Origin of the sequence: Afipia sp. DC4300-2b1 (genome assembly GCF_049895725.1) — a bacterium.
GTDB classification, from domain to species: domain Bacteria; phylum Pseudomonadota; class Alphaproteobacteria; order Rhizobiales; family Xanthobacteraceae; genus Afipia; species Afipia broomeae.
Map to the genome: position 1 here is coordinate 1 of NZ_JAFCSX010000003.1, position 26364 is coordinate 26364.

General features: G+C 57.3%; 27 protein-coding genes and 2 pseudogenes. 16 read left to right on the forward strand and 13 right to left on the reverse strand.

From position 1 onward, the window contains the following. Both ACP7AL_RS12330 and ACP7AL_RS12335 read left to right on the forward strand, forming a co-directional pair. Positions 1 to 185, forward strand: a 185-nt coding sequence (locus ACP7AL_RS12330; RefSeq protein WP_425991682.1) for a hypothetical protein, incomplete at its 5' end; no start/stop codon positions are given. Positions 186 to 380: 195 nt separating this feature from the next. After that, the gene (locus tag ACP7AL_RS12335; RefSeq protein WP_425991684.1) at positions 381 to 671 is read left to right on the forward strand and encodes a PilZ domain-containing protein; all 291 of its coding nucleotides are present in this window, start codon (positions 381 to 383) and stop codon (positions 669 to 671) included. Between the two features lie 172 nt (positions 672 to 843). Here the strand turns inward: ACP7AL_RS12335 and ACP7AL_RS12340 are convergent, their stop codons facing one another. From ACP7AL_RS12340 to ACP7AL_RS12370, 7 genes and pseudogenes are all read right to left on the reverse strand, one after another. After that, the gene (locus tag ACP7AL_RS12340; protein WP_425992929.1) at positions 844 to 2028 is read right to left on the reverse strand and encodes a patatin-like phospholipase family protein; all 1185 of its coding nucleotides are present in this window, start codon (positions 2026 to 2028) and stop codon (positions 844 to 846) included. A 5-nt stretch (positions 2029 to 2033) separates the two neighbouring features. Continuing rightward, entirely contained in the window at positions 2034 to 2447 is a 414-nt protein-coding gene (locus tag ACP7AL_RS12345; RefSeq protein WP_425991686.1) for a hypothetical protein, read from the reverse strand. Positions 2448 to 2471: 24 nt separating this feature from the next. Then, complete coding sequence (locus tag ACP7AL_RS12350) at positions 2472 to 3164, reverse strand: TetR/AcrR family transcriptional regulator (protein WP_425991688.1); 693 nt, start codon at positions 3162 to 3164, stop codon at positions 2472 to 2474. A gap of 575 nt (positions 3165 to 3739) precedes the next feature. Beyond that, positions 3740 to 5281, reverse strand: coding sequence for a DHA2 family efflux MFS transporter permease subunit (locus ACP7AL_RS12355; protein WP_425991690.1), 1542 nt, complete (start codon positions 5279 to 5281; stop codon positions 3740 to 3742). A 1-nt stretch (position 5282) separates the two neighbouring features. Continuing rightward, entirely contained in the window at positions 5283 to 6530 is a 1248-nt protein-coding gene (locus ACP7AL_RS12360; RefSeq protein ID WP_425991692.1) for an HlyD family secretion protein, read from the reverse strand. After that, on the reverse strand, positions 6523 to 6993 hold the full coding sequence (locus ACP7AL_RS12365) for a MarR family winged helix-turn-helix transcriptional regulator (protein ID WP_425991694.1): 471 nt from the start codon (positions 6991 to 6993) through the stop codon (positions 6523 to 6525). Before ACP7AL_RS12365 ends, ACP7AL_RS12360 begins: the two co-directional genes overlap by 8 nt. A gap of 379 nt (positions 6994 to 7372) precedes the next feature. Further along, a pseudogene (locus ACP7AL_RS12370) lies at positions 7373 to 8266 on the reverse strand (IS481 family transposase). Positions 8267 to 8373: 107 nt separating this feature from the next. On the opposite strand from ACP7AL_RS12370, the gene ACP7AL_RS12375 reads away from it, so the two are divergent. From ACP7AL_RS12375 to ACP7AL_RS12390, 4 genes are read left to right on the forward strand one after another with little or no spacing between them, the layout of a single operon-like run. Further along, the gene (locus ACP7AL_RS12375) at positions 8374 to 9105 is read left to right on the forward strand and encodes a FadR/GntR family transcriptional regulator (RefSeq protein WP_425991696.1); all 732 of its coding nucleotides are present in this window, start codon (positions 8374 to 8376) and stop codon (positions 9103 to 9105) included. Next, on the forward strand, positions 9098 to 10249 hold the full coding sequence (locus ACP7AL_RS12380; protein ID WP_425991698.1) for an acyl-CoA dehydrogenase family protein: 1152 nt from the start codon (positions 9098 to 9100) through the stop codon (positions 10247 to 10249). The genes ACP7AL_RS12375 and ACP7AL_RS12380 overlap by 8 nt, the downstream gene beginning before the upstream one ends. Positions 10250 to 10283: 34 nt before the next feature. Continuing rightward, positions 10284 to 11495, forward strand: a complete 1212-nt coding sequence (locus ACP7AL_RS12385) for a CaiB/BaiF CoA transferase family protein (protein ID WP_425991700.1) — start codon at positions 10284 to 10286, stop codon at positions 11493 to 11495. A 16-nt stretch (positions 11496 to 11511) separates the two neighbouring features. Beyond that, a complete protein-coding gene (locus ACP7AL_RS12390) occupies positions 11512 to 12735 on the forward strand; it encodes an ABC transporter substrate-binding protein (RefSeq protein WP_425991702.1) in 1224 nt (407 codons plus the stop codon). 208 nt (positions 12736 to 12943) lie between these two features. Here the strand turns inward: ACP7AL_RS12390 and ACP7AL_RS12395 are convergent, their stop codons facing one another. Further along, positions 12944 to 13204, reverse strand: coding sequence for a helix-turn-helix domain-containing protein (locus ACP7AL_RS12395; RefSeq protein ID WP_425991704.1), 261 nt, complete (start codon positions 13202 to 13204; stop codon positions 12944 to 12946). Positions 13205 to 13276: 72 nt separating this feature from the next. On the opposite strand from ACP7AL_RS12395, the gene ACP7AL_RS12400 reads away from it, so the two are divergent. The 4 genes from ACP7AL_RS12400 to ACP7AL_RS12415 all read left to right on the forward strand — a co-directional run bounded on the left by ACP7AL_RS12400 (position 13277) and on the right by ACP7AL_RS12415 (position 16866). Next, positions 13277 to 14524, forward strand: a complete 1248-nt coding sequence (locus ACP7AL_RS12400) for an MBL fold metallo-hydrolase (RefSeq protein ID WP_425991706.1) — start codon at positions 13277 to 13279, stop codon at positions 14522 to 14524. Then, on the forward strand, positions 14521 to 15504 hold the full coding sequence (locus ACP7AL_RS12405; protein ID WP_425991708.1) for a hypothetical protein: 984 nt from the start codon (positions 14521 to 14523) through the stop codon (positions 15502 to 15504). Before ACP7AL_RS12400 ends, ACP7AL_RS12405 begins: the two co-directional genes overlap by 4 nt. 135 nt (positions 15505 to 15639) lie before the next feature. After that, entirely contained in the window at positions 15640 to 16368 is a 729-nt protein-coding gene (locus tag ACP7AL_RS12410) for a recombinase family protein (protein ID WP_425991710.1), read from the forward strand. A 108-nt stretch (positions 16369 to 16476) separates the two neighbouring features. Continuing rightward, entirely contained in the window at positions 16477 to 16866 is a 390-nt protein-coding gene (locus ACP7AL_RS12415) for a hypothetical protein (protein ID WP_425991712.1), read from the forward strand. 125 nt (positions 16867 to 16991) lie between these two features. Here the strand turns inward: ACP7AL_RS12415 and terL are convergent, their stop codons facing one another. The 5 genes from terL to ACP7AL_RS12440 all read right to left on the reverse strand — a co-directional run bounded on the left by terL (position 16992) and on the right by ACP7AL_RS12440 (position 21471). Then, entirely contained in the window at positions 16992 to 18494 is a 1503-nt protein-coding gene (gene terL, locus ACP7AL_RS12420) for a phage terminase large subunit (protein ID WP_425991714.1), read from the reverse strand. Positions 18495 to 18553: 59 nt separating this feature from the next. Continuing rightward, a complete protein-coding gene (locus ACP7AL_RS12425) occupies positions 18554 to 18943 on the reverse strand; it encodes a DUF5681 domain-containing protein (RefSeq protein WP_425991716.1) in 390 nt (129 codons plus the stop codon). Then, positions 18936 to 20378, reverse strand: coding sequence for a DNA modification methylase (locus ACP7AL_RS12430; RefSeq protein ID WP_425991718.1), 1443 nt, complete (start codon positions 20376 to 20378; stop codon positions 18936 to 18938). The genes ACP7AL_RS12425 and ACP7AL_RS12430 overlap by 8 nt, the downstream gene beginning before the upstream one ends. Positions 20379 to 20380: 2 nt before the next feature. Beyond that, positions 20381 to 20857, reverse strand: coding sequence for a hypothetical protein (locus ACP7AL_RS12435; protein ID WP_425991720.1), 477 nt, complete (start codon positions 20855 to 20857; stop codon positions 20381 to 20383). A 92-nt stretch (positions 20858 to 20949) separates the two neighbouring features. Beyond that, positions 20950 to 21471, reverse strand: a complete 522-nt coding sequence (locus tag ACP7AL_RS12440; protein ID WP_425991722.1) for a hypothetical protein — start codon at positions 21469 to 21471, stop codon at positions 20950 to 20952. A 195-nt stretch (positions 21472 to 21666) separates the two neighbouring features. Here ACP7AL_RS12440 and ACP7AL_RS12445 point away from each other — a divergent pair, with 195 nt between their 5' ends. The 6 genes and pseudogenes from ACP7AL_RS12445 to ACP7AL_RS12470 all read left to right on the forward strand — a co-directional run. After that, entirely contained in the window at positions 21667 to 21816 is a 150-nt protein-coding gene (locus tag ACP7AL_RS12445) for a hypothetical protein (RefSeq protein ID WP_425991724.1), read from the forward strand. Between the two features lie 181 nt (positions 21817 to 21997). After that, on the forward strand, positions 21998 to 22447 hold the full coding sequence (locus tag ACP7AL_RS12450) for a DUF3489 domain-containing protein (RefSeq protein ID WP_425991726.1): 450 nt from the start codon (positions 21998 to 22000) through the stop codon (positions 22445 to 22447). Then, the gene (locus ACP7AL_RS12455) at positions 22444 to 22953 is read left to right on the forward strand and encodes a DUF2924 domain-containing protein (RefSeq protein ID WP_425991728.1); all 510 of its coding nucleotides are present in this window, start codon (positions 22444 to 22446) and stop codon (positions 22951 to 22953) included. Before ACP7AL_RS12450 ends, ACP7AL_RS12455 begins: the two co-directional genes overlap by 4 nt. After that, entirely contained in the window at positions 22950 to 24575 is a 1626-nt protein-coding gene (locus ACP7AL_RS12460) for a recombinase family protein (RefSeq protein WP_425991730.1), read from the forward strand. Before ACP7AL_RS12455 ends, ACP7AL_RS12460 begins: the two co-directional genes overlap by 4 nt. 701 nt (positions 24576 to 25276) lie before the next feature. Continuing rightward, positions 25277 to 25417, forward strand: coding sequence for an IS66 family insertion sequence element accessory protein TnpA (gene tnpA, locus ACP7AL_RS12465; RefSeq protein WP_425991732.1), 141 nt, complete (start codon positions 25277 to 25279; stop codon positions 25415 to 25417). A 285-nt stretch (positions 25418 to 25702) separates the two neighbouring features. Next, a pseudogene (locus ACP7AL_RS12470) lies at positions 25703 to 26189 on the forward strand (IS66 family transposase); the annotation flags it as partial. Between the last annotated feature and the right edge of the window lie 175 nt (positions 26190 to 26364).

Consider the following 26364-nt stretch of genomic DNA (forward strand, 5'->3'; position numbering starts at 1 on the left):
GGAGATGTGGTAGATTTCTTCATGGCGTTGCTCTCCTTTGCGGATTCGACACCCCGAGCCTACAGGCTCAAGGTGAGCAACGCCTGCCCTCCAATTTCAACATTGACCGGGACATCCCCGCCAGGTTAGTGCTGATTACTTTGTCGTCCGTGAAGAATTCCCAAGCCGTTGATTTTGAATCTTGAATTGACGATCTGTGGAAATCGAATTTGCCGGAAATCGACCATTCGAAAGGGGATTCCTTGCAAATTTGATTCGTGATTCTCTGTCGTATCACTGTATACCTAGCCAGCTCTGTGTTTGGATCCGCCATGTAACAGCTTCGAACACTGGTGGATTGCCTTGGAATACGATATAACATCTGCATCAAAGTATAAACGATGAAGAGCCCGACAGATCTGCCAACCAGTTTAGCCGCGACTGACAAACGACGTGTGCGGCGGCAACGCGTCCTGAAGCCGGGGACCATCGTGTTCAAAGGCAGCGGAAGTATTAGTTGCGTGGTGCGCAATATCTCAGATTCCGGCGCGGCGCTGGAGGTCATTAGCCCCATCGGCATTCCAGAAACGTTTGAGCTGCACATCCAAGGCGAGCCTCTCCGCCGTCACGCTCATGTCGTATGGCGCAAAGAAAAGCGCATTGGCATAACGTTCGTGGAAACCGCAAGCTAAATCCGCTAGGCTCGGCGTGCAATCACTCCAATGAATCATCCCCCGAAACCCTAACCGACTTCCCGCTAGGAAAATCTACCCTGCTTGATTTGATTCTCTTGCGCAAAGGTGCGCCGGAGGGAGGCGCCGTCGCCAACGGCATGTTCTGCGAGCTGTGCGGCCACGCGAAACTTTACATTTTTGCAGAGGCACGAAGGCGGGCGGGTGGCAAGCGGCCGTCGGTCGGAGGCGCATTGACCCAAAATCCAGGCGTTTGAGCTTTCTCAAATCCGTACTGATAAAGTCCGCGCATATACTCGGTCTGGAACCCCAACGAGCTCGACTTCGGTATGTCCTTATCGACGTAAGTCAGGTTGAAACCGAAACGGTTGCGGCGGGTAAAATCATAAGTTTCCTGCAAGATCGAGCGAACCTGCGTCTTCGTCACGGACGCCGAAGCTCGCGCGGCTATGTCGGCCGTCTTGTTGTCGACCAACTGAAAGTCACGCTCCACCTTGTCGTTTATGATGACATATATCGCCAGCCGGAGGTCGCCCCCTGGGCTTGCCTTCTGAAGCAAAAATGCCTCCGGCACCGTTAGAACGGGCGCCGTCACGCCGCCGTCCACGTGCATCTCCTGGAATTGTTTCCCGTTCGCTTGCGCATCGATCAGCATCGGCGGAAACACTACCGGGATGCTTGCCGACGCCGTAACAACGTCCCTGAACAAACTCAGCGCTTTAGGCGATCCTACTTTAGCAATACGGCCCATATCCCAGATCACGGTGCGCTGGGTGTCGAGGTTGGTCGTGACAATGAATAATTTCCTGCCCTTGGCGTATTCCGCAGCGACCGAGACAAGCATTTCCTGATTGACATACTGCGCGACCAGTTCGCGCAGTCGGCTATTGCCTGAAAGGCCCGCACCAAAAAGTGCGTTGAGCACATTTGGCGTATCGATCAGGCTTGCGGCGACGCCGCTAGTATAGATATCGCGCAAGGTCTCGTCGTATTGCGGACCTAGAAAAGCGAACGGTGCGATCAGGGCACCCGTACTCACACCCGACACGATTGAAAACGTCGGACGCGTTCCCGATGCGGTCCACCCGTTGAGAACGCCAGCACCATATGCACCGTCCGCTCCTCCACCCGATAGCGCGAGATAGGTCAACGGATCCCTGCGATATGGCTGAGACGTGTTATCGATGAAGCTCGCCGCAGGCTCATCGGCGTATCTGCGCACGTCAGCCAGATTCAAGACCTGCGACGTTGTAGCATCGACCTCCGTATAGGGCGTTCGGGGAAGAGAGCTACATCCTGTAAGAAAAGCCAACGAGAGGACATACGCTGCATACTTCTGACGCCCTGGGCGCTGAATAAAGATCAACCGGGCGTTCCGTACGATTGCGGTCTCGCTTTATCGAGATCTCCAAATCCACAATCCGCTTGCCACGAATGATCTGCGCTATCCACTTTCTCAAGATAGTCGCGATGGATGCTCTGGATTGATTTACGTTCGTCGAATTTGACGCGCCAGCTACTTGGGGATCCTTTGCTGACAATGAAACCTTCGCGATCGCCGTATTTAGGATGTCGCGCTCTCCCGCGCGAGCTCATTCTGACCCGGTCACCTGCCGCCAGCGACTGACCCTCCGACAATTCAGCAAGGGCTTGGTTGGTCATCCCGCCAGCATTTTTCTGGTGCGGATCACATGTTGCGTTCGTTCCGCCGCGCTGTTCTGTCTGTATCCTGGCATGGCCTTGATCGGTTGCGTAAGACATGTCATGCACTTTCATCGGTAATTCAGGCGGAAAAATAGGTCAGCGTGTTCTTGTGCCATTGAGAAAAAGTTCGACCGCCTTACGTCTGCGCACCTCTTCCTCCGCAGGAACGACAGCGATACCGAAAAGCGCGAGTCTCTTGGCGTGACCGAGTACAAGATTGAGAAAAAGGTCCGCCTCGACTGCCGGGTCATCGGCCTTTATCTGGCCAAGTCTCCCAAAATGACGCAGCAGCGTTGCAACGCCCCGGACGGCGCGCAGCCATCCTTCTTCATGCGCCAACGTGGCCAATTCGGGGAATCGCATCGCCTGCGCCGCCACAACCCGCTGTAACATTGCGACGTCGGGCGTCATCGAATGCGCCAGCATGTCAAGGCTAAGCTGATGCAGGGTCTCCTCAACGCTCTCAACGCCGGTCGCCTTCATTTGGCTTTCGGCGGCAGCGGATATGGGAGCCAGCCAAAGCCTGATCCTGCTGCGCAGCACGGCGGCGAACAGATCGCGCTTGTCCTTGTATCGATTGTAAACGGTGGGCTTGCTTACGCCCGCCGATTCCGCGACGGCATCGATCGACGTGCCGTCAAAACCCCGCTCCATGAATAATGTCGTGGCGATGTCGAGCAGCCGGGCATCTCGGTGCACTGCTTCCTCGCGGGTTGGTCGCCCTCCCGATTTCTTCCGCTGCAACGCAACAGAATGGGGCAAATCAGCATCTCTTTGCGTGTTCGTCACAATTTTCCTTGCAGATCCGAACGCCGATTTATAAACGATACAGTATAGTTTCTTATGAGGCTAGTCATGATTCATTGCCCCAGGACCTTCTCCGAGGACGCTGCCAGCCAACAAGTCCCGAGCTTGGGCTGTTTTTTCACAACCACCAAACGCCATTCACGAGATCGGCATTCCGGTCAGGTCCGAAGCGATTCCAAGAAACAAAAATCGCGCGGCCTGCCGGAGTGCTGCACGACAGCTGATCTGGAAACGCCCGTAAGGACAGCGTCGTGACGCGGCCGGTCAGCGGATTGCAGTCCCATCCGCAGACCGGCCGTTTCTTCGTCCAGGGTTCGAGCATTTCGTTGCTATGGGACGAGACCGGTGAGTGAAACAGTTCGTCCACGCGTCGGGCGCTATGCCGTGCAGGTCGTGCTTATTTCGATGCTTGGCATGATTGCCGCGTTGGTCGCAATCTTCATCAGTCTTCTCTTGTGAACGAGAGAACGAATTCGCCGGACCGATGGCCTTTCTGGATTCATATCGCGCGAAGTTTAAAGTAAGCGTCCGCGATGGCGATTTGCCATTTCGGAGGCTCACTCCATTACTACTGCATGATCACTGCCTGTTGCCGGCGAAGCACCCCGCAGCAACAGCAACAGCGGAATGGCTGCGAGGCTCAGGATCATCATGAGTTTGAAATCGTTCATGTAGCTAATGATCGCGGCTTGCTTCTGGATCACAAGATCCAAAGCCGCACGACCGCTCGCCGTCCAGGGGCTTAGAACCTTCATCACCGCGCCATCGTTGAACGCACGATTAACCGCAGTCACATGACTCCCGATGGTTGCGTGGTTGATCTGATTGTTCCTGACCAACAAATAGGAAACAACAGAGATTCCGACGCTCGATCCCACGTTGCGCGAAAGATTGTACAGACCCGTGGCGTCCGCACGGCTCTCGGGCGCGAGCGTCGCGAATGTCACGGTGGTGAGCGGGACGAACAAAAATCCCAGCCCGGCCCCCTGGACAAAACCGGTCACCGCGATGGTCCACTGCGAAACGTCGGGGGTCCAACCGGTCATGTCATACATCGCCCACGCGGTCAGCAGCAGGCCGGTCATGAGCAAAAACCGTGTATCGACTTTGCCGATCAGGCGGCCAACCATGAACATGCAGACCATGGTGCCCAATCCTCGTGGGCCCATAACGAGCCCAGCGGTGACGACGGGATAGCCCATCAGCGTCTGGAGATAGGGTGTCATCAACGCCATCGACGCCAGGTAGGTCACGCCGACGATGAAAATAAAAAACATTCCCACCGCGAAATTGCGGTCGAGAAACAATCGCGGATTTACGAATGATCGCTTTGCCGTGAATGTGTGAACGAGGAAGATGTAGAACGCCGACGCTGCGACAACCGCTTCGATTAAAATCTCGAATGACGAAAACCAATCAAGCTGCGAACCCCGGTCGAGACACACCTGCATAGCCGCAATGGCGACGCTCAAGCTGCCGAAACCGAGCCAATCCAATTTTGTCTCGGCAGCGATCTTCGTTTCCTTCATGTAAAGCGAGATGCCAAGGAATGCGAGCGCCCCGATGGGGACGTTAATGTAGAACACCCATCGCCATGACATATGATCGGTCAGCCATCCGCCGATTACCGGCCCGAGCACCGGCCCGACCATGACCGATACGCCGAATAGCGCCATCGCGGAGCCGCGCTCCTCCGGAGTGTAAATGTCGAGCAGGATCGATTGCGCAATAGGCACCAGCGCCGCGCCGAACATTCCCTGCAACAGACGGAATGCGACAATCTGAAACAGCGATTGCGCGATTCCGCAGAGCACGGACGCCACAACGAAGCCGGTGATTGCAACCATCAACACACGTTTGCGGCCAAACCTGTTGGCGAAGAATCCCGAAGGCGGCGTCATAATCGCCGCGGCCACGATGTAGGATGTCAGCACCCAATTGATCTGATCTGCACTGGCCGATACGCTGCCCTGCATGTAGGGCAGCGCCACGTTGGCGATCGTTGTATCAAGCGCCTGCATGATCACGGACAGGATGATGCAGGCCGTAATCGCCGCCCGGTTGGCCGTGTGCTGCGTGGCTGCGTTGCCGGTCGGCATATCAGGCTCCCGAACCGCCAAACATCGCGCTGAGAAAATGCGGGAAGCCGCGCGGATGACCGGTGTCGATGCTCAGTGCCACGCTCATACCCACGCGCAGCGGCGGTTTGCCAGGCGCGTTCTCGACGCGCACACGCATCGGAATGCGCTGCACCACCTTGACCCAATTGCCGCTGGTGTTTTCCGCAGGCAGCAGCGAGAAGCTCGATGCCGATGCCGGACTGATACTGTCTACCGTGCCGTTCCACTGGAAACCCGGATAGGTGTCCACTTCGATCACCGCATGCTGACCCGGCCTGACATAGGTCAGTTCGGTTTCCTTCGGACTCGACTGAACCCAGACGTGATCGGACGAGACGATGTTGAAGGCCGTGGTGGCGGCTGCCATGTACTGGCCGGGTTGCAGCGACGGCACGTTGGTCACGATGCCGGCAAACGGCGCGCGCACAGTCGTGTGCGCAAGCTGCCGCGCCGCTTCGTCGCGCGAGGCAAGCGAATCCTTGTAGCGCGGATGATCCTCGACCGGGGCATCGGGGTCCCCGTTGAGATTGGCCGCGATGCCGGCCAGCTGTTGCGTCAGCGAGGCAAGCTTTTGTTGCGCGCCCTGCAGTGTATTGCGGGCGGCGTCGAACGAGGCCTGCGGGGTGAAATTGTTGGCGATTAGCTGCTGCTGGCGCTTGAAGTTGACTTCGTTGAAATCAACGTCCTTCTTGGCCTGCTCGACCTGACTCTGCATGTTGCGGTAACTGGTCTGGAGCGCGATAAGGTCGTTACGCGTGTTGCCAACCTGCGCCTCGGCCTTCTGCAGCGCAAGACGGAAGGGCAAATCATCCAGTTTGAACAGCACGTCGTCTTTCGCAACGGTCTGGTTATCCTTCACCAGCACCTCTCGCACGATTCCGGACACGTCGGTCGACAATCCGACCATGTCGGCCTGAACATAGGCGTTGTCCGTCGACATCACGGCGCCGCCGGTGACATAAAAGTAGGTGGCAACCACCAGCGCCACTGGCAGAAGAGCGAACATCAAAGGCCGCTTCAGCGATTTCCTTGGCGATTTAGGCCCTTCGTCGGACTCCGGCGGCGGCGTCCGGTTTTCGCTCGGTGCTTTCAGTTCGGTGCGTTGACCACTAGCCGCATCAGAGGTCTCTACCAGATGATTAATACGACGCACCTTGTCGTCCTCGACTAAGCTTTTGTTGTCGCTCTCAGGGTCCCGTTTGCCAGGATTGTCGCTCGGATTACCCATGGCTTGCTCTCTTTTGAGTGCAGACCGGCACCTCGCATGCTTGCGCCAGATTGGACTTCAGCAATTGCAGTGTGTTTAACAAAGACCAGGTGTCCGCTTCTGACACGCCAACCAACGCCTCACCGCGCGTAATGTCGCCGAGTCGGCGAACCTGTGCCAGCGCCGGACGCGCGGCGGGCGTTAGATGAAGGATCCACGACCTGCGGTCGGCGGGATGCGGCAGCCGTTCAACCAGTCCCTGCGTTTCGAGCTTGTCGACAATTCGTCCCAAGGTAACCGCTTCGATCTCCAGCAGGTCGGCAAGCCCGGTCTGGTTGATCCCTTCGTTCTGGGAAAGATAGGCAAGCACCTGCCATTGTGATCTGGTCAGCCCAGCCCCACGCGCATTCTGCTCGAACCTTCGGCGCAAAAGCCGAGCTACGTCATGCAGTAAAAATCCAAGGGTCGGGGAATTTGCTTCCATCAGGCCGCTCCCATATAGTAAGCGTGCTTACTATATGGTGACACAACGGTTTGGCAAGGGTGCGGGAAAAATTCTGGCACGAGAGATTATTGCGTCGCACCCGGGAACTGAATGGGTCCAGAAATCTTACGCTTAGGCCGACACAGGATTTTTCGATGAAAACCACGATCATCTCAATGAGGGTTGCAGCACTAACAATGCTTGCAGCAACGGCATCTGCGCAAGCAGGACCTTTCAAGCAGTTTAAGGGATCATGGTCGGGAGCGGGAACGGTTTCGCTGGCCAACGGGTCTAAGGAAAAAATTCGTTGCCGAGCAAATCACAAAGCAGATGAAACAGGCTGTAATGTAAGCGCACTTATGAGACATCGGCTCGCCAATTATAGTCGCTCACGAAGCACTTCGTAAGGCGCCTTTCCGTTGAATGCACCGTGTGGTCTGGAGAGGTTGTAGAACTGCTCCCACTCTGACAGCCTTGCGCGAAGGTCGATATCATCTGTGTAGGTGAGGAGCTGATAGAACTCCTGCTCATCCGTTCGATGTGATCGCTCGACCTTGCCGTTGAGCTGAGGCGACGCAGGTTTGATATATGCGTGGCGAATGCCCAGGTCCTCAACATGCCAGCGGAACTGGGCCTGGAATTCATGGCCGTTGTCCGTTCGCACCTCGCGGATGCGGAACGGAAATCTGTCGATGATGGTATTGATGAAGTCGATCGCGTTCGACTGATTGTGCCGGTCGGAGATTTTCAGGGCGCGAATGCGCGTGGCATCGTCGATCGCCGTGTACTGGTAGCGCTTGACGGGCTTCCCGTCTTTTCCTTCGAATTTCAAGAACTTGACGTCGACCTGGATCTGATGACCCGGCACCTGTTTCTGGTATCTCTGAGTGTGGATCTTGCGAACACGCGTGCCGCCGGGCAGCCGGCTGAGGCCGTTGCGCCTGAGGATGTGATACACGCCGGCATCGGAGATGGTGATGGCGTGATAACGCGCCAGATACCAGACGATGCGTATGGGCCCGAGACGATAGGTCTTACGAAGGTGCAGGACCTTCTCGACGATCTCCGGAGACGTGCGATTGGCGGGATTCTTCGGCGCTGTTTTGCGGTTCTCGAGGCCTGTCAGGCCGTGCTGCCGATAAGCCGTCCGCCAGCGATAGAAGCTGGCTCTGCCGACGCCAAACTACCGACACGCCTTGCCGACATCACCAATCTTGTCAGCGTGTTGGAGCACCCGCAGCTTGTGGTCCACATCGCGCCTGAATTTGTACATCCTGATCATCCTTCCTGCCGTTGAGGCTTAGGTTAAAGGATGTCTCGCAAGTCCGTACATTCCTACAACCGGTTGCTTTGGTCCAATCATTCATGTATTGGACAGAAATGGATTTTTTGACCGTCAAAAGCACCCGACTATTTGAGAAAATCTCCCATCAGATCGGGGAGCAGATCCAATCTGGTGCACTGGCTTCAGGTGAAAAGCTTCCTAACGAGCGGGAGCTGGCTTCTGCATTCGGGGTAAGCCGGCATGTTGTGCGAGAAGCCCTTCGTTCACTCGAATCTGTCGGGCAACTCAAGTTGAAGAAAGGTGCAGCGGGCGGAGCGTTTGTTGCCAAAGATTCCCAGCCCTTCACCAAGATCATGCGCGGGATGGTCGAGGTCGGGGGAATCTCGCTCGCTCAACTCACCGATGCTCGGCTGGCCATTGAATCGGCGGTGATAAAGGTCGCCTGCGAAATCGCTGAGAAAGCAGACCTGCAAACCCTCGAAGACAATGTTGACGAGGCGGAACGCGAAACGCTGGCCGGTAATTTAGCGGCGAAAACGCAGTTAAACGTTCAATTTCATATCCTGCTGGCAGAACTGACGGGTAATCCCGTTCTCATCATGATGATGAAATCCCTCATGAACATCCTGAGAGACTTCATAGCGGAGGTGGGCTCCGTCATGGGCATCGACGTCATCAAGTCACGTCGCAGGTTCCTGAAGCACCTGCGGGCCCGCAACTCCGCGCAGGCCATCAAGGAAATGGAGCAGCATCTCAAGGTGCTGCACCAGCACTACGTTGCAGCGGCCAACGTTAAACCAAAATCGCGAGAAGACCTTCATGGTTGATGTCGACACACTACAATCGATGGTGGATCAAACCAGGCGCTTTGTCCGCGACGATCTCATTCCATCCGAGGAATGGGTCGAGGAGCACGACGAAATTCCGGATCACATCGTCTCGAAGCTAAAGGAGTTTGGCTATTTCGGTATGACGATTCCGGAGCAATACGGCGGCCTCGGTCTATCGATGCTCGAAGAAGTAAGCGTCGTTTGCGAAATCGGTTACGCCTCTCCGGTGTTCCGATCCTATTTCGGGACCAGCAACGGCGTCGGCACGCTGGGCATAATTATTGATGGCACCGAAGAGCAGCGACAAAAATATTTGCCACGCATCGCGACTGGAGATTGCATCGCGTCTTTCTGCCTGACCGAACCCGGAGCTGGGTCCGACGCTGGGGCTTTGACGACCAAGGCAACGCGTGATGGCGATCACTACGTCATCAACGGCACTAAGCGGTTCACGACCAATTCGCCACATGCCAACATCTTCACCGTATTTGCCCGAACCGATTCGAAACAACAAAAGACATCCGGCATATCCGCTTTTCTCGTCGAAAGGGAAACACCCGGCATCACCATTGGACCGCGCAACAAAAAGATGGGGTTTCGCGGCTCCCACACCGCGGACGTTATTTTTGAAAACTGCCGGGTGCCGGCGCACGCACTGCTCGGCGGTCAAGAGGGCGTGGGCTTCAAGACCGCAATGCGGTCATTGGACCATGCGCGGCTCCATATGTCTGCCGTCGCCACGGGATTGAGCGAGCGGCTGATCGACGAAGGTTTGCGATACGCGTCCGATCGCGTGCAGTTCGGCAAGCCAATCTCACAGTTTCAGTTGATCCAAGGGATGCTGGCTGACTGTGCGGCCGAGGCATTGGCTTCGCGGGCAATGGTCGAGCGCGTCGCGCGGATGCGCGACGACGGGCGGCCTGTGACGAAGGAAACAGCGTGCTGCAAGTACTTCACGACGGAAGCGCTGGGCCGGATCGCGGACCGCGTCCTGCAAATTCATGGGGGCTACGGCTACATCAAGGAGTATCCGATTGAACGATTATTCCGCGATGCCCGCCTGCTGCGGATCTACGAAGGCACGAGCCAGATACAGCAATTAGTCATAGCGCGAGAGATGCTGAAGCAGCATGCAGCCTAGAGTCCGTCAGACGCGCACCAACGAGTAGAGACGGATGAAAAGCCGGCCGCTGGACCATATTCGCATACTCGACCTCACGAGCGTTGTGATGGGCCCTTACGCCTGTCAATTGCTCGGCGACCACGGCGCCGACGTGGTGAAAATCGAATCGCCGGACGGCGATGTGATGCGTCTGTCGGGTCCCATGAAGAATCCGGGGATGGGCCATCTTTATCTTTCGACCAATCGGAGCAAGCGTTCAGTCGTCATTGATCTGAAAAAGGCAGCCGGTCGCGAGATTTTTTTGAAACTTGCGAAGGATGCGGACATCATCCTTTACAATATCCGCCCCAAAGCGATGGCCCGGCTCGGCCTTTCGTACGAAGACATTTACAAGGTCAATCCGAAAATCATCTATGTCGGCGCGTTCGGGTTCAGCCAGCGCAGACCATATGCGGCGCGGCCGGCCTACGACGATCTCATTCAAGGCATGTCAGGCCTGCCCTGGCTTTCAATGAAAGCAGGAGCGCAAGAGCCTCGATACGCCCCGATCATCCTGGCCGACAGGATCGTCGGATTGCAGGTCGCCTTCGCGACGCTCGCCGCCCTGCATCATCGGGATGTGACGGGCATTGGGCAGCGCGTCGATGTGCCGATGTATGAAGGCCTGCTGTCGATCGTTCTCGGCGAACACCTCGCGGGGTCCGCTTTCGAACCGGCTGTTGGAGACCTCGGCTATCAACGAAGCCTCGCGCACAACCGCCGTCCGCACAGAACCGCCGACGGCTACGTCTGTACGCTCGTTTATTCCGACAAACACTGGCGCAGTTTCTTCGATGTGATCGGTCAGCCGCAGATTTTCGAAACCGATATCCGGTTCTCATCCCAAAACGAGCGACTGAAGCATATCGACGAGGTTTATGGCTATTTGGCCGGCGTGCTCGCAACCAGAACGACCGCGGAATGGATCGCGCTGTTCACGAAGGCCGATATCCCAGTCGCGAAAATGCATTCGCTCGATGACATCTTGACCGACGAGCATCTTAACGCGATTGGCTATATCCGAACGGTAAATCACCCGTCGGAAGGGCCGATCAAGGACATTGCAATCCCAACCGAATGGTCTGCCTCGCAGCCAGTCTCCACGCGTCATGCTCCGCAACTTGGCGAGCACACTGTGGAAGTCTTGAGAGAGGCCGGGATCGAGCAGGAAGCAGTGGACGCACTTCTCACACAAGGCGTGATAATGGCCGGAAAGGCCGCGTAACAAAAGGAGGAACACCATGCTGAGAAAATTAGTGGCCTGCGTTGGGATGCAATCATTCGTCATGCTGCTGTATTTTCTCAGTGGCGATGCAATCGCTCAGGTCCACGGCGAACCGGTCAAGCTCGCCGTCCTTGACGATATGAGCGGCCCTTATGCCGAAAATTCCGGACAGGGCAACGTGCTCGCAGTCAAAATGGCGATCAGGGATTTCGGCGGGACCTTGTTTGGAAAGCCGATCGAACTGGTTTCGGCCGATCTTCAAAACAAGCCCGATATCGGCATGGCCACTGCGCGGAAATGGTTCGATGTCGACCATGTCGAGGTCATTCTCGGCATGGGGAGTTCAGGAGCCGCCCTCGCCGTTCAGAAGCTGGCGCTTGAGAAGAACACGATGACTCTGGCGACAACGCCGGCGACAGCGGACCTCACAGGAAAAGCCTGCTCGCCAAATTCAGCTCATTGGGTTTACGACACATATGCACTTGCAAAAGGCGCAGCGAGCGCCGTTGTGCGGCAAGGCGGCAAAAGCTGGTACTTCATCACGGCCGACTATGCCTTCGGACATGCGCTGGAAGCCAACGCCGCCTACTTTGTGAAGGCGCTTGGCGGAACGGTAATCGGCGGTGTCCGGCATCCGATCGGCTCGTCGGACTTCAGTTCGTTCTTGTTGCAAGCACAGAGCTCGAAGGCGCAAATCATCGGCGTCGCAAATGCGGGCGCCGATACGATTAACGCGCTCAAGCAAGGTGCCGAATTTGGCATAGGAAAAGAACAACGCATGGTCGGCCTGCTTATGCAGGTGACGGAGATTCATGCGCTTGGGTTGAAGGCGACACAAGGACTTCAGTTCGTCGAAGCATTTTACTGGGATCAGAATGACGAAACCCGCGCCTTTTCCAGGCGGTTCTGGCAAGAATACGGCCAGCCCCCGACGCAGGTCCAAGCCGGAACTTACAGCGCCGCGATGCACTATTTAAAAGCAGTTCAGGCCGCTGGCACCAAGGAAGCTAAAGTGGTCATGGCAAAAATGAAGGACATGCCCATCAACGATTTTATGACCAAGAACGGAAAATTGCGCAAAGACGGCCGAGTGATCCGGGACATGTATCTTCTTGGAACCAAGCCCCCCGAGGAATCAAAGGGCGAATGGGATCTTATGAAAGTCGTCGCAACAATTCCTGGCGAGAACGCATTCCGCCCGCTGTCTGAGAGCGAATGTCCGCTTTTAAAAGAGCATTGACCCGCAATGCATCGAACCGAGCTATTGCAATGTTGTTTCCCGCATCATTCCATAACCGCTCATTACGCGAACTGAGAATGTAGACGCCAAAGAAAAGATCCTGCACGACCTTACTGAGAAATTTTCCCGCAAGGCTGATAGGCCCGATAGCGCGCGCTGAGCGCACGTGTAAAATATTAAACGGCAATCAAGGCTCGTCGTTGCACGGCTAACGCTTCTTGCGACCCTTCCGAAGCGTAGCTGGAGGCCTCTCGTTTGCTTTAGGTACGGCCAAAAGCTCCGTGACGGGGATATCCAAGGCCACTGCCAGCCGCTCTAAAGTCTCGACGGTGGGATTCTCGACTCCACGCTCGATTCGTCCGACGTAAGACCTATCCACGCCAGCATCTACCGCCAGCGCTTCCTGCGATAGGGCGCGTCTAACCCGCAATTTCCGGACATTCCAGGCCACGAGCGCTGTCGCTTTCATAAGCGAAACAAACGACTTGGCTGACCATTAAAACACGCACTATAATGTCCCTATTAATGATTTGGGGCAGTTGTGCGCATTCGCATTCATCGTGGGACGAAAGAAATCGGCGGGACTTGTATTGAACTGGCTGCCGATGGTGGCCGGATTCTGCTGGATCTGGGATTGCCTCTGGACGGAGATGCGGAGGAGGTCAGCGTTCATCCGACAGTAGACGGACTCGCAGGCGGCGGGGATTTGCTGGCTCTCGTTCTGTCCCATGGTCACATCGACCACTGGGGGCTGGCCCATCTCGCCGGACCTGATCTGCCCGTTGCACTAGGCGCTGCAACTTACCGCATTCTGAAGGCCGCAGCCCCGTTCGTGCCCAGACCATATGTGCCTGCGAGGCCAATCGAGTTCTCATCTGGCAAGACGATGCAGTTTGGTCCGTTCCGGGTCACGCCACATCTGGTCGATCACTCCGCCTATGATGCTTATGCCTTGGAGGTGGAAGCCGGTGGCAGGCGCCTGTTCTATTCTGGCGATATCCGGGCGCATGGCCGCAAAGCCGTATTGTTCGAACGGCTTGTTGCCCGTCCTCCACGATCCATTGACGTGATGCTGATGGAAGGATCGAGCTTCGGTCGCCTGAGCCCCGATCACGTCTTCCCAACCGAGGCCGACGTCGAGCAGCGCCTGGTCGATGTGTTTCAGTCAACGGACGGCCTGGCGCTGGTCGCAGCCTCGGCACAAAACATCGATCGCATGGTCAGCCTATATCGGGCCTGTAAGCGCACCGGCAGAACGCTGATCGTTGATCTTTATGCCGCGGAGATTCTTCGCGCGATAGAGAATGCCAATATCCCTCAATCGGGCTGGCCACATATTGCGGTGTACGTCCCGCAGTATCAGCGCATTCAGATCAAGCGCAGTGGCCGCTTCGACCTGCTCCATCCTCACAAAGCAAACCGCGTTTTCGTGGAGCGACTTGAGGACCTGGCGCCTCAGGCGGCGATGCTCTTTCGACCGGCTATGCTGCGCGATCTTGATCATACCGATTGCCTGTCTGGCGCCCGTGCCATCTGGTCGCAATGGGACGGCTATCTCAAACAGGAGCGCGGCCTCGCCCTCCTCGCCGAGCTTCACGCGCGCGGCATCCCGCTCGATCACGCCCATACCTCTGGCCACGCCAGCATTCCCGATCTGAAGCGATTGGCCGAGGCGATCCAGCCAAAAGTGCTGGTGCCGATCCATACTTATGAGCCGGAGCAGTTTCCGGCACATTTCCAGGCCGTCAGTCTCAAGAACGACGGCGAATGGTGGGATGTCGCAACATGACCATTCAGCAGACGCCCTCAAGCTACGGTGTGAGTAAGGCGTTCCTCGATGCGCTCGACAATCTCGCTCAGAAGCCATCGTGGTGGCGCGACGTTTTGCTACGGGACGACGTGTTCATTGCGGTGCGCGCAAACTCGCTCAATGTCTATCACCGGGGTGCCTCGATCTTCCGAATCGACGATGGCGGAGACGGCCGACTTATTCCCTGGACCCATACTAAATACCTGATCCGTCAGCAGCAGGTGCTGGCTCAGCTTCATCACGATGGACACTTTCAACCAGCCGATATCGGTTGGTCGCAATACGCTGGCCCATCGACACTCTCCGACATGATCCGCTCGGCCACCGATCTTGCTGGAGCTGAAAAGAGCGGATTGCATCCGCTGATCGTCGGCAGTTCAAAAGTGATCGACGTCGAACTGTCGCTGCTGCGGGCAAACTCTTCCATAGACGAAAGTCTGGCAGACACTGATGCCCATTCAGCGGGCGCCCCGCCGATTGATCGGTCTCAGGACCGGCTGGATGTCGTCACCGTAGAGAACCGCGGTGGCAAGCCGTTCATCGTTTTTCACGAGGCCAAGCATTTCAGCAATCCGGCCTTGAGGGCCAAAGGTGAGCCTGCCGTTTTGGCTCAGATCGTGCGTTACCAGGCAACGCTCAGACAGCATGATGCAACACTGCGACAGCGCTACGTCGCTGTCTGTCAGGCGCTGGTCCGTCTCCACACCATGCAAACTGCGGCCCGCACTGCCCTTCCCTCAAGCAGACCGCCACTCGAACCTGATCCCCTGATCGCCGCCATCGCCTCAGGCCAAGTCAAGGCCGAGATTGATCCTGATCCCCGGCTGATTGTGTTCGGTTTCGATGGCGATCAGCGCGATGGGCGCTGGGAACGGGACGCCAAACGCCTGCGGGAGCACCAGCCAGCTCTTAAAATCAAAGCGATCGGAAGCACCCGGTCGGCGCATGAATTCTTCTGATGTCGCAGTGCCCGCGCCTTGAACTGCGGCATTCGGGAGACACTCGACCTTTCTTTTCAAAACCCCGCAATTCCTCGGGGCCTCATTTGAATCTAGGGGGCACGGGCTGTCCGTGCCTTTAATCTGGGATTCTGCATGAAGGTTATTGCCTATTACCGCGTCCGACCGAACGAGCCCGCGCACTCTGATATTGCACTGCAAGAACAACGTGAGGCCGTCCAAACCTGGATCGAAGCCCATCAGGCGGCTGTCCAGACCGAATACATCGAGCCTGAAACTGACGGCTTCGCGCGCCCGCAATTGCGGCAAGCCATGGAGGACTGCAAACAGTCCGGCGCCACGCTGCTGATCGCGCGTACAGAAGCTATCGGCAGCGGTGCAGAGTTTTCTCCGCGGATTTCGAGTATTCCGGTGGCGTTCGCGCCGAAGCCATCACGCGAGCGCGGCTATGTCAGCCTTGCGCCGGAGAAAGCGCCGCTGGAGCTCACCCTGTATTTTCCTGACTTCCGCAGCCTGAAGACCATGCCGGTCTATCTGTGCAATGGCACGGATGCGCCCATCCGTACCATCACGGTCAGGACGATCGGCCTGACTTCGAAATTCACAACGCCAAATCCGACCATCGCTGACGAGACTGGCTCTGCCTCCGAACAGCCCCTATCGACGACACCGACCGCATTTTCGATCGACCGGCTGGATGCGCGACGTGCCGCTGTGATCGATCGTTACGATCCGATGTTTGACAGCGATTTCATCACTGCTTTCGAGATCACGTTCCTTGATCATCACGAACAGACGCAGCGGCTAACAGCATTCCTCAATGCCGCTCCTCTGCCCTCGGCGTACATCGCCCTCAAGAAATAACCGCTAGCCCGACAAAGCCTCTACGCACGTCTTTCAACGGCGGCGGCGAACGATGCCCCATGCCCATCACCTGATCGTTTCGAAACTCCAATAGAGAAAGAGCCACCCATGACAATGTCGTTTTCAAAATCGAACCTTATGACCGGTATTGCTTTCGCGGCCCTGTTCGGAGGTGTCATCGCCACGCTACGCCTTGCAACAGGCGGATATGGTGGCCCAGCCAGCATTCCCGAATGCAACAGCAACACCACCCGCGACATGCTGCAGGATGCCTTCAAGAATGCGCCTCAAGCTGCGCTCGGCCTGAAGTTGCTCAAGATCGGCGAAATAGGAGTCGTTGGGAAGGATCTGCTCGACGATAACAACGAAGTCCGTCACCGCGTTTGCGTCGCCGACGTCTTTACGAACCTTGGGCGGAAGCCGGTGTACTTCAACATGTCCTGGGTCGACGCCCAAAAATCCCAAATCTATCTTGAAGCACCGATGTTGCCGTTCTGACCACAATCAGGAGGGCTCACAACCTACGACCGTGTTGGATGATTGTTTTGGCCGAATGATCCTCATGGTCGCCTAGCCCACGCGATCAACGGGTCCAATTTCTGGCAAAGCCGCTCCAGCACTTGCTACCATCGGCGCACCGGGCCGCCGCGCGGGCGCAACGGATTATCGCCCTTTGCTACAGGCCAGGGCCGCCGAGAAAGCGCCCGCTCGATCCGCGCCTCCTTTCCGCCTGCGCCCATGACTACCGGATTGGTCATCGGACTCTCGGCGATCCAAGCCAGATACTGCGTCAGGGCGTCCACCTGATCGTTATGCTTGCCAAATGGGAACCGCATCAGCTCGCTTTCGAGCTCGACCGTCCAGGGTTGGTTCCGTTTGATCAGGACCAGATGTTGCGCAAACATATGAAGCTGGCTTTCGAGCCGCTCTTCCTTGCCCCGCCCCCCGGTGGGGCGCAGCTCTGTTTGATGACCGCGCTCGGCCAGCATACTTGCAAGGCCCGTTCCCGAACTTGCGTCTTCGATCAGGATTTTTGACGGCTTATAGGCCGTGATCAAACCGAGCGCCGCGTCCCGCATTTGAACCGGATCAACGCGTGCGCGCAGCACGTCGACGACATAATGGCGACGCGCATCGCGCGCGATCACGAGGCACACCGTGTAGCTGTTGTCAGATCCGGTTTTGACGGCCGTATCCCAGCTCAGGGTGATCCGTCGCGCATCCGGCGGCAGATCGCTGAAGTGCAAAATCTGGTCCGGACGGATCAGTTCGCCGAACGCCGCGGACGGGTTCTGCTGATACTGCGCCGCAAATATCGGCGCGCCGACCTCTTCCCGCTTCCGCCGGATGATCGGTTCCGGCCACTGGCTTGCCAGCAGCGGCTCACCAACCGTTCGATGCCAGCATGATTTTCCAAAGGTGTAGGAGGCCGCTTCCTCGGCCACCAGGGGCAGACAGACGTGCTTCCAGCCGCCCTTCTGCAGCAGATTGCCGGACAGATCGTCTTCGTGCATGCGTTGGCCAACCACGATCATGGCGCCCCTGATCTGATCGTCGAGACGCGATGCGATCATGGTATCGAAGTTTTCGTTGACGTTCGCCCGTTCTTTTTCTGATTTGACATGGTGCGCCGAGATCGGATCATCGATGATGATGACGTCAAAGCCGCGGCCGGTAATGCCGGTCTCGAACGAGGCGGCGTAGCGGCCGCCGCCGTCGGTCGTCACGAAGTCCATGGTCTTGCGGCCGTTGTCGCGCAGATGCAGACCGGGAAAGACCCTCCGGTAAAAATCCGAACTGATAAGTTGCAATGTTTTGGACGCAAGGTCGGACGCCAGCGCCTGGCTATGGGAGATCACGGCGATACGCAGCTTCGGGTCGCGCCCCAGAAGCCACGCGACAAACACGATCGAGGTCAGGACGGATTTCAGGTGACGCGGCGGCAGGTTGATAATGAGGCGGGTCTCCCGCCCCTCGGCAATGCCGGTCAGTTCGCTGACCAAGTATTCTAGATAAGGCGCTACTTCGAGCCCCCAGCGATTGTCGACGACAGGAAAGGCGCCCTCCAGAAACGCCAGGAGATCGTTCTTCAGAACGGCACGGTAAAGCGGAAGGTCGGAGGACATACTGATGAGACTCTGCCAACAAACCCGGCCGGTGCCGACAGGCGACCGGCCGAGATGAATTAGACCTTTGGTTCCTGTTCGGTGATCCGCCGGGCGAGGAAGCGTTCGAGAATTGCCTCGTCGTCGGATGTCAGCGCGGGCACCTGCTCTGCCACCGCTTCCGGCTCGAACAGCTTGCCGACCAGCGTCAGGACGACATTGGCGGCGCGGGCATCGCCCTTCAGCGCCTTGGCGACCAGCGCCTTCAGCATCGCGCGCTGCTTGGAGACCTTGAGGCTGCGCTCGCCCTCCCGAATCCGGATGCGCTCCGAAAGTTCGCTGCGCAAATCTGTCTTCAGATTGACGCTGCCCTTCGGGCGGCCGTTGGGGTTGCCGGACTGCCCCGGCTGGAACCGGGTCTTGGCCGGCGGTTTGCGGTAGCCGACCTTGTCATCCTCCTGCTCAGACATTGCCGGCCTCCGTCACGCTAGCCTCTGCCACGTTGGTGGCGGCGTTGGGCAGGTCTGCGGCGACCAAGGCGCCGGTGACGGCCGCGCCGGCAGGCAGCTCGGCGACGGCCACGTCCGTCGTCTCCGGCGACACGACGCGTTCAGCGATCGCGTCAAAAGTCTCACCCGTGACAGCATGGACCGCGTTCTTGCCGGTTCGCTTTTGCCAGCGCCGGATGGCGGCATCGACATAGACCGGATCAAGCTCGACGCCGATGCAGACGCGGCCGGTTTCTTCGGCTGCGATCAAGGTCGATCCCGAGCCTAGGAAGGCGTCGAGGACGACATCCCCGCGGCGGGTGACGTCGCGCAGCGCATCCGCGATCATCGCGACCGGCTTCACAGTCGGATGGATGCCAAGAAGATCCATGCGATCCTTGCCGAACGCGTTGACGCCTCGATACTGCCAGACGTTCGAGCGGGTACGGCCGCCGGCGCCAAGACCGAAGTTGTTCTGATGCGGTCCCTCACCGTGCTTGAACACGAAGATCAGTTCGTGCTGGCTGCGGTAGAACGACCCCATGCCCGCGTTGGATTTGACCCAGACACAGAGATTTTTTTGTTCGAGGCCGTTTTGCGCTGCGGCCTCGCACAGCTCACTGCCGTGGCGCCAATCCATGCAGAGATAAAGGATCGCGCCGTCGGCAAGCACCGGCTTGATCGCAACCACCGTCGCGCTCAGGAACGCTACAAACTGGTCACGCGACATTTCGCCGGTGCCCATAGCGAACTCGCGATGGCGCGTCTTGCCCAGCCCCGACACGAAGCCGTCAATCGGCACATTGTAGGGCGGATCGCCGAACACACACGCGACCGTCTTGCCGGTCACGAGAGCGCGAATAAAGGCCGCATCGCGCGCGTCGCCGCAGCCGATCTGGTGGCCGCCGAGCTGGAACACGTCGCCGAGCCGCGCGACAGCCGGCCCGGCCATCGGCTCGATCTCGTCGAGCATTTCCTCTTCGACGGTATTGGCGGTCGGCACGTCGATCGACAACACCATGTCGATCTCGACCGTCTCAAAGCCGCTGAGGTCAAGATCGAAGCCGACGCTGATCAAGTACTCGAATTCGCCGCGCAGCTTGGCGTTATCCCAGACAGCGTCCTGGGCGACGCGATTCAGGGCAAGCCGGAGGGCACGCACCTCCGGCTCAGAGCGGTTTTCCAACTGCACCACGGCGATCTCGTCGTGACCGAGTTCGACCAGAGCATCGAACACGGCATGGCCATCAATCAGCGTGCCGGTCGCGGCGTCCAACGGAAGCGGCACGACTTGACCGAACTGCCGCAGAATGGCCTTCAGCTTGCGACGCTGCGCGCTGCTGTGCTGGCGCGCGGCATGGGGCGACGGCTTGATAGCCGCCGCTGAGAGATAAACAATCTCAAGGGCGTTTTTCACCGTCAGGATTCCCATGCTTCAGGGGAAGCCGTCGCATCAGCCAGGATTTCCTCGGCATGGTTCTCGGCATTGGGCAGAAAAGATTCAAGAAGTTCAATCAAGCCCGCGATATATGAATGAATTGGATAGCCAGCATCGAGCAAGCACTCGAAGTCAGCGACCAGTTTGTCCGTATAAATATTCAGGTTAGGAAGCGCGCGAAGAGCGCGACGCAGCGTACGAAGCTCCTTTTCAGACGCGCCACCGACCAACAGAACCTTAACTTTGTCGATGCTGTTGTAGTACAGCGCGCAGTACGTGTCCGCACCATCCACGACGATAGCGTTTTCATCGATCAGCACCGGCCGCGCATTGAAGCCGTCAGCAGCGACCGCACTGGCCTGCTGCAAACGGTCCTGATGGCTTTCAACATGAAGGGGATAAAGGGGAAGTTTGACCGCCGCGAGGGGCAGAAACATAACCTCAAAAGTTTTGGACATTCGAATACCTCATCAAGCCGGAAAATCGGCAAAGATGATGTATGTGGTAAGTATCGACTTCGCAAGCCAATACATTGTTATATACTTGTAGATCAGCCCCGAATGGTGATTTCGATATCATCGACGCTGACATTGAGGTTTTCAGCGAGCAATTTCTTTGCCTGCGCAATCGCTTGGGACACCGTTATTGGCCGCTTTCCTGGCAATTCGTCATTTTTTCCCGTCAACGGCTTAAACCGCAGCGCTCTGACGTCGATTCCCAGTTCGGCTGGCGTGGCGTAGGTTACGGGGTTACGCCCCTCCTTCCAGACGCCCTTTACATCGACGAGCGCATATGAAGAAATTCCTATAAAAAACCGACTTTGACCGCGCGAATTCTCGCTTCCGGGCGAGCTTATCAGCTCCGATATGACACCGACCAAGAATGCACTTCGCGCAGGAATGCCCTCTTTCCTATTCCGCCAATCCTCCTTCCTGCAGCAAACGACATACTTGCATTTGTTGGCCTTGTCCGGGCTCAAGACCCAACTTCCGATTCCCCCCTGCGTAAGGATCGAATCCACTGTCTCTATGGTCGAGACGACGACCATCAACTGACTGGATTTCGCGCCCATTACAGGTTCCTCAAGGAGTTACTTCGCATCATATATCGATAACATCGATCTATATGCCGCGTCAAAAAGCGGGCGGATAACTCCGAGCATTTTATGATCCGAACCGTTCGATAAGAGCCACAAGATTGCTCACAATCCGCTCGACTTCGGCGGCGAACGGAGCGTGTGTGGTGGCACTCAACAAGGAGCACCCTGATGACCGATGCCGCTGCAAATAATGTGGTCACCGCACTCGTAACGGAAATCCGCGGTAAACTGGAAGAAACTCTAAGTATCGCGAAAGCCGCAGAGAGCTGCGCGCGATGGCAGCGTGGATCGCGCGGTACAGATCCTGATGGACTTTGAAGGCCTGGTGCATGAGGCACGGGACCTGTTCAAGGCGGCGCTGACGATCAAACGCAACCTGTTTGCTGAGACCACATAATTACCATCCATCCCTAACTGGGACCTCCCCGCCCTCGCATTGCGATCGGCGGGCCGGGTCAGTGGCAGCACACGATGTTGCCGTTGACCCACAGGAGATCCCATGAACATCCGCACCAAAGTCGCTGCCGGCAAAGCAAGTGCAGCGCGCAAACCTGCCGCCGAGGCACGACAACCATCGAAAGTGGTAAAAACAACTCGTTTAGACAAGGTAGCACGCTCCCGCGTTCGAGGCGCCGCTGGACAATCCTCCGCACGCTCCGTTGAAATCACTCTTCTGGCGAAGCCGGACAAAGGGCCTACTCTCCACCCCGCAGTGGTGAAATCCGCACGCGATTCCTCAAAGCAAGCCACTGTGCTCACGATGCTACGCCAGCCAAAAGGCACCACCATTGCCGCCATCATGAAGGCGACCGACTGGCAGCAACACTCGGTACGCGGCTTCTTCGCCGGGGTCATCCGCAAACGACTGGGTTTGAATCTGGTGTCAGACAAATCCGGCAGCGAACGATCGTACCGGATCGCCGACGGCAGGCCATCACAAAAGGGATGAGCGACATATCCAGGAGGGGCGAAGCGGCGTTTGAGGCAGAGATCGAACAGATCCGATCTCTGCCGGTCGATCAGCTTCGGGTGCTGTGGCGACAGACATTCAAATCGCCGCCGCCCCCTGCATTCGCCAAGGACATGTTGGGGCGTATGATCTGCTACCATGTGCAAGAGAAGGCGCTCGGCGGCTTAAGCCGGGCGTCGCAGCGACTTTTGGACAACATTGGAGAAGGCAAGCCGGAAATCGAAACAATGCGGCGGCGTCTCAAGCCGGGGACCGTTCTGGTTCGAGAATATCAAGGCGAGCGGCATTCGGTGGTCGTGGCATCGGACGGATTCGTCTGGGGGGAGGAAACCTATGCCAGTCTCTCGATCATCGCGCGTCTAATCACGGGCACCAGTTGGAACGGCCCAAAATTCTTTGGCCTGAGGTTGAGCATCGAAAAATCAGACAACACAGAGGCGGCCGCGCTTAGTCGCCCTCGTCGCGGCAAAAGGAGCGCACGATGACGCTTCAATCGCCAAAACGGCAGCGCTGTGCGATCTATACCCGTAAATCCACCGAGCATAACCTCGACCTTGAATTCAATTCGCTCGATGCGCAGCGGGAAGCCTGCGAGGCCTATATCAAGAGCCAGGCCCATGAGGGCTGGCGGCTCATTCCCGATCATTTTGACGATGGCGGGCTCTCAGGCGCATCTCTCAACCGGCCGTCGCTGCAACGATTGCTCGACGACGTACGGGACGGCAAGATCGACATCATCCTAGTCTATAAGGTCGATCGGCTGACCCGCTCGCTTACTGACTTCGCCAAGCTGGTCGAACTGTTCGATCTGCAGGGCGTCTCCTTTGTCTCGATCACCCAGTCGTTCAACACCACAAGCAGCATGGGCCGCCTGACCCTTAACGTGCTGCTGTCGTTTGCCCAGTTCGAACGAGAGGTCATTGGCGAACGGGTTCGCGACAAGATCGCGGCATCCAAGCGGAAGGGCTTGTGGGTCGGAGGGCCAGTCCCGCTCGGCTATGCCACCGAGGACAAGAAGCTTGTCGTCGTTCCGGCCGAGGCGAAGATCGTACGTCTGATTTTTGCATTGTATCTTGAGGCCGATTCAATCGCTTCTTTAGCTGAAGCTCTCGAACACAAGGGAATCCGGACAAAAATCAGGCTTCTGTCCGGCGAAAAAACCCGGGGCGGAGGTCCATTCGGCGTCGGCGCCCTCGCCCATTTGCTGCGCAATCGATTTTACGTCGGCGAGATCGACTACCGCGGCGAGATCCACGCCGGAGAGCACGCAGCCATTCTCGACCGTGCACTTTTCGACAAAGTTCAGGAGAAGCTGACGAAGAACGCCGTCGATCGTGCCATGCGCCTCAAAGGTTCACCCGCGCTCCTGATGGGGCGTATTTTTGACGACATCGGCAATCGCATGACGCCGAGCCATTCAAACAAACGCGGCGTGCGATACCGCTATTACGTCTCGCATGCGCTGATTCAGGGACGTAAGCGCGAGGCAGGCTCCGTCAATCGCGTTCCCGCGACCGAGATAGAAGACCTCGTCCTGCAGGCGGTTCGGCAGAATTTATCCAGCCGCGATCCGGACGCTCCCTCGGATCAGGAAGCGATCATTGCGCAGATCGACAAAATCACCGTGAAACGGGAAGCCCTTGAGATCAAACTTCTTGAGACCGAACCCACATCAACGAACACCATTCCAGGAACTCGGAAAACAAAGGAACATTCATCAGCAAGCGTAAATACAATCTCGATCCCTTGGACCGCCAAAGTTTTCCCTGCAGTCAAAGGGATCGTTCACGCGCCGGATACGACCGGATCCACATTGTCCCCGGATACGCGTGACGCGCTGCTGAACGCGATTGCGAAGGCGCGGCAATGGGTCCACGACATGACGTCGGGACGTGTGAAATCATTCGCAGACATCGCCACAAAAGAGAAAAAGGTTGAACGTCACATCCGTCTGCTTGCGCCGCTCGCGTTTGTCGCGCCATCCATCGTGCAATCCATCATCGAAGGAACGGCACCTGCCAATCTCACGGTGACCGAATTGGCAAAATCGTCCGTGCATTCCTGGCGCCAACAACATCACCTGCCAAAGGTAAGTTCAAAACGTTGATGTAAAAATCGCAGGTTCAGCAAATCTGTTGACGTGCAATTTCGATAGTACCGCCAGCGAACAGGTGCTCTGAACCAGAGTCCCTTTCAGCCGGTTGGGTGAGGCAATCACCCCGCTTATTGACCGCTCAGCACTTTAAAATCCGCCTTCCATCTCAAGATAGCCACTTCGAACCCGGTCTCAGTCGAAAACGAACCAGTCTCAGCGATCGAAGGCACCGAAATTTGGATATCAAAAATCGACGCCAGAGATTTATGGGTCAAAAAGCCCCCAATGGGGGACCGATACGGCAAAATCTGTCGCAGAGACCGGTCTGACGCCCGCTAACCCTTTGAAAAACAAAGCGCTCTTAGGAAGAGCCAGTTTCCATCCGAGAGACTGAACTGGCTGGCTGGCGACGCAGTGCTGATCGCACCAGTCTCTGGCGGGATTCCCTGCTAACAGGGAAAAGAACAGGGTATTCTATGGATTCGGGGCAATTTTCTGCGAAGCAAGTGTGAGATACGCCCATTTGGCAGGGTTTTCTCGCGGAATTCCCTACGCAAAGAACAGGGATCGAACAGGCCCGGAACAGCGAATTTTCAGGGCCGATCAGGGATTGCGGAAACGAAAATAGGTAAGCGCTGAATTCTTACACGCTTGAATAGGCTCTGGCGGACGCGATCTGTTCTCGCTCTCGATTTGTAGGTGAGGAGAGCGAGATGGCGAGCGAGAACGGAGTGTGGAGACGTCAGGGCGAGACTTTCTGGCGGGCACACCATGAGGCGTGGAAGCGTAGTGACTTGAACCAACGGCAGTATTGCGAGGCGGAGGGTATTCCGCGCAAGGCCTTCGAGAACTGACGCGCGATTTTTGAGGCTGAGCCGCAGCCTCCGGAACGCAAGCTGCTTTACCGGCGGCGCAACTTAAGTCCTCCCTTTAGTCCGCCGCTTAGTCCTCTCGTTAGTCCGGGGGCTTATCCCTCCTCGTGGTCGGGAGCGCCGATCGTGCAGCGCTGGCGACCGGCCCTGGCCGGATGATCTGAGACGGATTGAATGGTGCATTCGGAGCGGCGGAAGCGGACACGAGTCGGCTACACTCTATCTTCATGAACATCGATCTCACCGCCCTGCCGGCCGATGTAGAGACGCTGCATCGCCGAGCTCTATGCGATCGAGGCAACGATCCGAGGCAAGACCGCCGACGCACGGCGGGACGTACGACAAGTTCGCTCGTTGCCGCTGGTTGCTGCGATGAAGGCCTGGCTCGAGACGCAGCTGACCCACATCCCGCCGCGCGGCGGGCTTGCCGATGCGATCCGCTACGCACTGACCCGCTGGAGCGACCTCAGCCGGTTCCTCGATGACGGGCGCATCGAACTCGACACCAACACCGTGGAACGCGCCATCCGCCCCATCACACTCGGCCGCAAAAAAACACCTGTTCGCCGGATTCGATCGCGGGGCTGCGCGCTGGGCGACCGTCCGCTCCCTTATCACCACGGCAAAGCTTAACGACGTCGAGCCCTTCGCCCACCTCAAAGACGTGCTTATTCGCATGTCCAACGGTCATCCTATGAACCGACTTGACGACCTGCTGCCCTGGAATTGGACCCCGTCAAATCCCGCAACCTGATCCCACGTGTCAGGAATGGACGCTTACGCAAGCATCGCCGGATGAGGTTTTCGGTATGCGCCCAAGGACGCCTGGCGTGCCGCTGCGCCCGCCACCGCAGATCAGTCCGAACGGAAGACGCCCGGTCTGATCTCCACTGCGGGTTCGGACGCTAGTGACGCTTCTGATTCCATAG